Source organism: Sandarakinorhabdus rubra, assembly GCF_010994245.1.
GTDB lineage: Bacteria > Pseudomonadota > Alphaproteobacteria > Sphingomonadales > Sphingomonadaceae > Sandarakinorhabdus > Sandarakinorhabdus rubra.
On record NZ_WMHO01000002.1, the window covers coordinates 24,173 to 31,618 of the forward strand.

6 protein-coding genes and 1 tRNA gene are annotated in these 7,446 nt (G+C 69.0%); 6 read left to right on the forward strand and 1 reads right to left on the reverse strand.

Going from position 1 to position 7,446, the window contains the following annotated elements; all coding sequences use genetic code 11:
• The first annotated feature begins 11 nt into the window (after positions 1-11).
• The gene (locus GJV64_RS00375) at positions 12-1,313 is read left to right on the forward strand and encodes an FAD-dependent oxidoreductase (RefSeq protein WP_164155318.1); all 1,302 of its coding nucleotides are present in this window, start codon (positions 12-14) and stop codon (positions 1,311-1,313) included.
• Between the two features lie 51 nt (positions 1,314-1,364).
• A tRNA-Pro gene (locus GJV64_RS00380) sits at positions 1,365-1,441 on the forward strand.
• 252 nt (positions 1,442-1,693) lie between these two features.
• On the opposite strand, the gene GJV64_RS00385 is transcribed toward GJV64_RS00380, so the two are convergent.
• On the reverse strand, positions 1,694-2,299 hold the full coding sequence (locus GJV64_RS00385; RefSeq protein WP_164155319.1) for an outer membrane protein: 606 nt from the start codon (positions 2,297-2,299) through the stop codon (positions 1,694-1,696).
• Positions 2,300-2,452: 153 nt separating this feature from the next.
• On the opposite strand from GJV64_RS00385, the gene GJV64_RS00390 reads away from it, so the two are divergent.
• From GJV64_RS00390 to GJV64_RS00405, 4 genes are all read left to right on the forward strand, one after another.
• On the forward strand, positions 2,453-4,309 hold the full coding sequence (locus GJV64_RS00390) for a hypothetical protein (protein ID WP_164155320.1): 1,857 nt from the start codon (positions 2,453-2,455) through the stop codon (positions 4,307-4,309).
• A gap of 31 nt (positions 4,310-4,340) precedes the next feature.
• Complete coding sequence (gene galE, locus GJV64_RS00395) at positions 4,341-5,366, forward strand: UDP-glucose 4-epimerase GalE (RefSeq protein ID WP_164155321.1); 1,026 nt, start codon at positions 4,341-4,343, stop codon at positions 5,364-5,366.
• Between the two features lie 200 nt (positions 5,367-5,566).
• Positions 5,567-6,439 carry a UDP-2,3-diacylglucosamine diphosphatase gene (locus GJV64_RS00400; protein ID WP_164155324.1) on the forward strand — a complete coding sequence of 291 codons (873 nt, stop codon included), beginning with the start codon at positions 5,567-5,569 and terminating at the stop codon, positions 6,437-6,439.
• 10 nt (positions 6,440-6,449) lie between these two features.
• Positions 6,450-7,446, forward strand: a 997-nt coding sequence (locus GJV64_RS00405) for a glycosyltransferase family 4 protein (RefSeq protein ID WP_235927525.1), incomplete at its 3' end; no start/stop codon positions are given.

A 7,446-nucleotide genomic window follows, 5' to 3' on the forward strand; every position in this document is an offset into this window, starting at 1 on the left:
GGAGAGCGAGCTTGACCCTTTCCATCGCCATCGTGGGTGCCGGCCCGGCCGGTTACTACACCGCCGAGGCCGCCCAGAAGCAGTGGGGCAACGCCGTGCGCATCGACATCATCGATCGGCTGCCGACGCCCTATGGCCTGATCCGCGCCGGGGTGGCGCCCGATCACCAGTCGATCAAGGCGGTGACCAAGCGCTATGAGGCGACCAACCTGGCGCCCGGCACGCGGCTGGTGAGCAATGTGACGGTTGGCCAGGACGTGAGCGTTGAGGAACTGCTGTCGCTCTATGATGCCGTCGTGCTCTCGGTCGGCGCGCCGCTGGACAAGGCGCTGGGCATTCCCGGCGATGATCTGCCGGGCGTTGTCGGCTCGGCGGCGTTTGTCGGCTGGTACAATGGCCATCCCGATCATGCCGGGCTGGCGGTTGACCTGTCGCACCATGGCGCCGCCATCATCGGCAACGGCAATGTCGCCATCGATTGCGCCCGCATCCTTGCGAAGACGGTGGACGAGCTGGCCAGCACCGACATCGCCGGCCACGCGCTCGCCACGCTGGCGAAGAGCGCGGTGCGCGATGTCCACATTGTCGGCCGCCGTGGCCCGCACCAGGCCAGCTTTACCACCAAGGAGGCTGGCGAGCTGGGGCACCTGGTGCGCGCCCAGCCGATCGTGAAGCCCGCCGATCTGCCGCCGGAAGCCGAGGACGCGGCGCTGGAGCCCGGCCACCGCAAGATGGTGACCCACCTGCGCAGCTTCGCCGGTCAGCCGCGCAATGAAAAGCCGGTGACCATCAATTTCGAATTCTTCCGCCGCCCCGTGGCAGTGGAAGGCCATGGCAAGGCCGAGCGGCTGATCGTCGAGACGACGCGGCTGGAAGACGGCCAGGCGCGGGGCACCGGCGAACTGCACGCCATCCCCTGCGGGTTGGTGATTGCCTGCATCGGCTATCGCACAGCGGCGATCCCCGGCGTCAACTGGTCCGACGCGCTGGGCCGCTTCCCCACCGATGATGCCGGGCGGATCGCACCCGGCCTCTATGCCAGCGGCTGGGCGCGGCGCGGGCCTTCGGGCACCATCGGCACCAACCGGCCCGATGGCTTCGGCGTGGTGGAGGCGATGGTCGCCGATGGCATTACCGCAGCGGGCAAGGCCGGCCCGGCCGGTCTTGATGCGCTGCTGGCCACGCGCGGGCTGCGGGCGCTGGACTTTGCCGCCTGGCAGAAGATCGAAGCAGCCGAAGTGGCGCAGGCCCGCCCCGGCGCCCCGCGCGAGAAGATCGTGGATGTCACAAAAATGCTCGCAATTGCCGGCTGAGCGGTTGCACCCGCATGCGCCGGCGGCTATAGCGCCGGCTCCGCGCAAGGTCGGGGCGTAGCTCAGCCTGGTAGAGCACTGTCTTCGGGAGGCAGGGGCCGGAGGTTCGAATCCTCTCGCCCCGACCAGCGCGGTCAATAATCGGGGTTCCTGACCCCTGATCCCCCACATTCCCCGTTCCCGGCGCTGGCTGCGAACTCGCGCGCACAAAAAAAGACCGGGGCCAGCCGCAATGGCCAGCCCCGATCAGTGGTCGAGGGGGTGTCAGGGGAGCTTGGCGGGCGGCCGCCCCCTCGGCAACCGCCCGCCCTTCCACGCTGCCATGCTGTTCAGGGGGCGGCAGCGTCGGAAGTTGAAGGCGCTTCTGAGGCGCTTGCGCGTCAGAAGTTGAACGCAACCCCGGCGCGCACCTGGTGACGGTCGAAATTCTCGGCCCAGTCATAGGTGAGGCGCAGGCTGACATTGTCGGTGACGAACTGTTCGACACCGCCGCCCAGCGTCAGCGTGTCATCGTTGACCGACAGGTTGGTCACCACCGGGGTCTGGGCGGCCGGCGGCTTCGGCGTCACCGTGCGGATCGACTTGAAGCGGGTGTTTTCCCAACCGGCCCGCACGAACAGCAGGGTGCTGTCGGTGGCGAGATAGCCGGCGCGGGCCGACACGCCGATGCTGCGGCCAACGCTGTTGTCGAACACGGTCACGTTGGTGGTCGTTTCGCTGCGCAGCCGTTCATCGATGGTGGAATCGGCCAGGCGGAACTCGCCGCCGATCACGAAGCTGTCGCTCGGCTTGAGGTTGAAGCCGGCAAAGCCGCCAAAGGTCCAGCCGTCCTTGGTGGAGCGGCCGCTGTCTTCATAGCCGAAATCGCCACCGACGTAGAAGCCGTTGAACTTTTCGGCGGCGGCGGGCGCGCTGCCCAGCACGGCGGCCAGGGCGGCCAGGATCAGCGGGCCGGCCGTGAGCCCCTTGTTGGCAATCGTTGTCATGCTCTTCTCCTTTGAGGGGGTACACCGGAGCATTGTCCGGCTGGCGGCGGCATTGGCGGCCCGGCGTGGGCGCCAGCGTTTGAGCCAGCGTTGGAATTGGCGTTGAAAATCGTGGAAACGGCGGCATAAGCGGCGGCTTCTGGTGGGTTTTCCATGCTGACGCTGAACTGTCTTGGTCCCATGCAACTGCTCGTCGCCGGCGAGGCGCGGCCCTTGCCGGCGTCGCGCAAGTCGCGAGCGCTGCTGGCCTTCCTGGCGCTGGAACCGCGCCGCCACCGCCGGGAACGGCTGTGCGAACTGCTGTGGGACATCCCCGATGATCCGCGCGCCGCCCTGCGCTGGAGCCTGGCCAAGCTGCGCCCGCTGCTCGACACGCCCGATCGGCTGCAGGCCGGGCGCGGCGATGTCGGGCTCGATACCGATGGCCTGTTGATCGATGTGGCGCAGGTGCGCGCCGCCGTTGCCGATCGCCTGCACCTTCTGCCGCCCGAGCGGCTGGAAGCGCTGTTCATCGCCGCCAACCAGACGTTCCTCGCCGATTGCGACCTGCCGGCACAGCCCCTGTTCGACGCGTGGATCGGTGCGGTGCGGCGCGAGATGGCCGATGCCGCACGCGCCATCGGTGAGGCCATGCTGGCGCGGCCGTTGCCAACGGCAACGCATCTGGCCGTGCTGGCCCGCCTGATCGAGGCGGATCCCCACGATGCCGGCCTGCATGGCCGGCGCATCGCCCTGCTGGCCGCCGCCGGTGACCGCGAGCAGGCGGCGCAGGCCACCACTGCGGCGCACCGGTTGGTGGGGGAAGTCAACAGCGCGGCGGCCGTCGTGGTGGCCGCCGCGCGTGACGCCGTGCCGGCGGCGCCGCTGCCGGCCGACGAGGAGCCGTCAGGCGTTCTGGCGCGCGTGATCGTGCAGCCCTTTGCGGCCACCGGCCATCCGGCTCTTGCCCTGCCGCTGGCGCAGATGGTGCAGGCCGGCCTTGCCGATGCGCTGGCACGGTTCGGCAACATCAGGGTGCTGGGCGACGCCGCGGCGGTGCAACCCGATGCACATGTCGTTTCCGGCAGCCTGGTACAATCGGGCGCGCGGGTGCGGGTGCGCTGCCGGCTGATCGATCCGGGCGGCCAGATATTGTGGACCGACGAGTATAACCGCGAGGGCGACGATCTGATTGCCCTCGAGGAAGATCTGATCGGGGCCATCGTCACCACGCTGGAATCGCGCATCCGCTTCTCGCGCGCGGCGCAGGCCCAGGAACGCCCGCCGGCCAGCGCCAACGCCCTGTTCCTGCGGGCGCTGGCCCACATGATGGGGGATGGCGATTTCGTGGCCGTGAAGGCCTATCTCGATCAGGCACTGGCGCTCGATCCCGATCATGGCCTGTCCGGCGCCTACCTGCCGTGGGCCGCCGTGCAGACCGGGCGGATCGCCAACCGCGCCGATGCCGAGCATTATGCCGCCGTTGCCCGCCACGCCGTGCACAGCACGCCCGATGACGTGATGGTACAATCGATCGGTGGGCTGATGTATCTGCTGCTCAGCCATGATTTTGATGGCGCGCTGGTGGTGATCGAACGGGCGCTGCGCCTGCAGCCGCATTTCGCCTTCCCCTGGCTGGCGCGGGCGTGGGTGCGCATCCATGCCGGTGACAGCCCGGGCGCGCTCGCCGATTTCGATCGCGCCGAGGCGCTGTCGCTGGCCGATCCCACCGACATCGGCATCCATGCCGGCCGGGCCATGGCCTGCTATCAGGCCGGCGATCTCGATGCCGCCAGCCGCTGGGTGCAGAAATCGATGGTGCGCAGCCGGGCCAGCCTGGAAGCCATGCGCGTCGGCATCGCCACCGCCGTCGAACAGGGGCGGCTGGACGATGCCCGCAGCATGGCCCAGGCGCTGCTGGAACGCAGCCCGAGCGAGAATGCCCGCCGATCGCAGTTTCTGCCCTTCCGATACCCGGGCGTGAAGGACCGGCTTTATGCCGCCTACAGGGCCGCCGGCATTCCCGATTGAGGCCGCGCCCGCCAGCGGCTAGGCCGGAGGGATGACATCAATCCTGCCCCTGCTGCCCGAAGCCGATCTGCCGCCGGTGCTGGTGACCGGCGGGGCGGGTTATATCGGCAGCCACGCCGCACTCGCCCTCATCGACCGCGGCATCAGGACGGTGGTGCTGGATGATCTGTCCACCGGCAGCCGGGCGCTGGTGCCGCCGGGCGCCATCTTCGTGGCCGGGCGCGCCGGTGACCGGGCGCTGGTCGAAGAGCTGATCGGCGAGCATGGCATCGGCGCCATCCTGCATTTCGCCGCCCGCATCTCGGTCGAGGAAAGCGTTGCCAACCCGGCGCTCTATTATCGCGAGAATGTCGCCGAAACGCTGGGCCTTGCCGAGGCCGCGCTGGCGCGGGGTGTGGGCGCGTTGGTGCTGTCCTCCACGGCGGCGGTCTATGGCAACGGCGCCGGTGTGCCTCTGGCGGAAGTCGCGCCGGTGGCGCCGATCAATCCCTATGGCTGGTCCAAGGCGTTTGCGGAGCGCATGCTGGCCGATCTGGTGGCAGCGAACCGTCACCTGTCGGTCGCCTGTCCGCGCTATTTCAACGTGGCCGGTGCCGATCCGGCCCTGCGTGCCGGCCAGGCCAGCCGCCACCCCCACCATCTCATCGAACTGGCCTGCCATGTACTGACCGGCCAGCGCGAGCGGCTCACCATCTTCGGGCGGGACTGGCCGACGCCCGACGGCACCGGCGTGCGCGACTATGTGCATGTCAGCGACCTGGCCGAAGCGCATGTGCTGCTGCTGCGCGCCTGTCTGGCCGATCCCGGCCAGTTCCACTGTCTCAACCTCGGCTATGGCCGCGGCGCCTCGGTACTTGAGGTGCTGGCCGCGCTGGAGCGGGTGTCAGGACAGGCGATAGCGCGGGTTGACGGCCCGCGCCGTGCCGGTGATCCGGCCGTGCTGGTCGCGGCCTCCAACGCGCGGGCGCTGCTGGGCTGGCAGCCGCGCTTTGCCGATCTTGATGCCATGGTGGGCCATGCCCTCGCCTGGGAGCGCAAGCGACTGGAACAGGGCTGAGCGCAAGCGACTGGGACAGGGCTGACAGCCCGGCGCTGCAACCTGCCAGCGTTGCAACCTGGTTGACACTGAACCTCCATATCTCCGTCATCGAACATCGCTATGGCGTCCGGGCAAGGATGAAGAGGGGAGAGCCCATGGCGTCTCACGCGCTTGCCTTGCCGACGGCCGATCTTCTGGAAGAGCCCTTGCTTCCCGGCATGCTGCGGCCGGTCGAAGGTTGCATCCGGGGCCCCGCCTTCCTGCACGAGCCGGAGGACGAACCGCCGCCATCCCGCAAGATGAAGCACCGCACGGTGTGGATTTCCGACATCCACCTCGGCACGCCAGGCTGCAATGCCGACATGCTGCTGGATTTCCTGAAGTCGATCCGGCCCGAGACGCTCTACCTGGTGGGCGACATCATCGACGGCTGGAAGCTGAAGCGCGGCTGGTATTGGCCGGCCCGCCACAACGATATCGTGCGCCGCATCCTCAAGATGGCGGCGCAGGGCACCCGCGTGATCTACATTCCCGGCAACCACGACGAGATGCTGCGCCCCTATGCCGGCCTGTCGCTGGGCGGGGTGGAGATCGCGCTGGAGGTGGTCCACACCACGGCCGACGGGCGCCGCCTGTTGGTCTGCCATGGTGACGAGTTCGATGCGGTGGTGCTCTATCACCGCTGGCTGGCCTGGGCTGGCGACATTGGCTACGAGGCGCTGCTGAAACTGAATGTGCAGTTCAACCGCCTGCGGCTGCTGCTCGGCCTGCCCTATTGGTCGATCTCGGCCCACATCAAGAAGCGCGTGAAGAACGCGGTGGCCTTCATCGGCCGCTTCGAACAGGCGGTGGCCGATGCGGCGCGGATGCGGGGGCTGGATGGCGTGGTGTGCGGCCATATCCATTCCGCCGAAATCCGCGACTTTTCCGGCATCACCTATCTCAACGATGGCGACTGGGTGGAAAGCTGCACCGCGCTGGTGGAGCATGGCGACGGCCGCATGGAAATCATCGACTGGGCGGCCCGCACGCGCGAGGCCGCGCATATCGACAAGGCATCGCCGCTGCAGCCCGCGGCGCTGGCGGCCTGAGGAGATCACCGTGAAGCTCACCCTGGTCACCGACGCCTGGGAACCGCAGGTCAATGGCGTGGTGCGCACGCTGTCGACCACCGTCCGGCTGCTGGCGGCGCGCGGCGTGCGCGTGCAGCTGATCTCGCCCGATCAATATTGGTCGCTGCCGATGCCGTCCTACCCGGAAATCCGGCTGGCGATGACAACGCGGCGCCGCATTGCCCGGCAGATCCGCGATTTTGCCCCCGAAGCCCTGCACATCGCCACCGAAGGCCCGCTCGGCTGGCTGGCGCGCGGCTGGGCGCTGGAGGCCGGCTTTGCCTTCACCACCAGTTTCCACACCCGCTTTCCCGATTATGTCGCGGCGCGCATCGGCATCAACCCGGCGCGGGTGTGGCGCGTGCTGCGCCGCTTCCATGGCCCGGCCCATGCCGTGATGGTGGCCACCCCCCGGCTGGCTGCCGAGCTGGCCGGCCATGGCCTTCACAACACGCGGCTCTGGGCGCGCGGGGTCGATACCGATCTGTTCCGACCCGACCAGGCGCCGCACCCGGTGGCGGCCGGGCTGAAGCGGCCGCTGGCCCTGCATGTCGGCCGCGTCGCGGTGGAAAAGAATATCGAGGCCTTCCTGGCGGCGCCGTGGCCGGGCGACAAGCTGGTGGTGGGCGACGGCCCGGCCTTGGACGCGCTGCAGAAGAAATACCCGCAGGCGCATTTCCTTGGCGCGCTGCACGGCCCGGCGCTGGCCTCGGCCTATGCGGCGTCCGACGTGATGGCCTTTCCCAGCCGCACCGACACGTTCGGGCTGGTGATGATCGAGGCGCTGGCCTGCGGCACGCCGGTGGCCGGCTATCCGGTGCCCGGCCCGCTTGATGTGGTGGGGGAGGGCGGCTTCGGCCCCGATGGCCGTGCGCCGGGCCGCATCGGTGCGGTGGCGCACGATCTGTCAGACGCCATGGCCCGCGCGCTCGCCGCTCGCCGCGCCGACTGCGTGGCCTATGGCCGGCGCTTTGCCTGGGACCGGG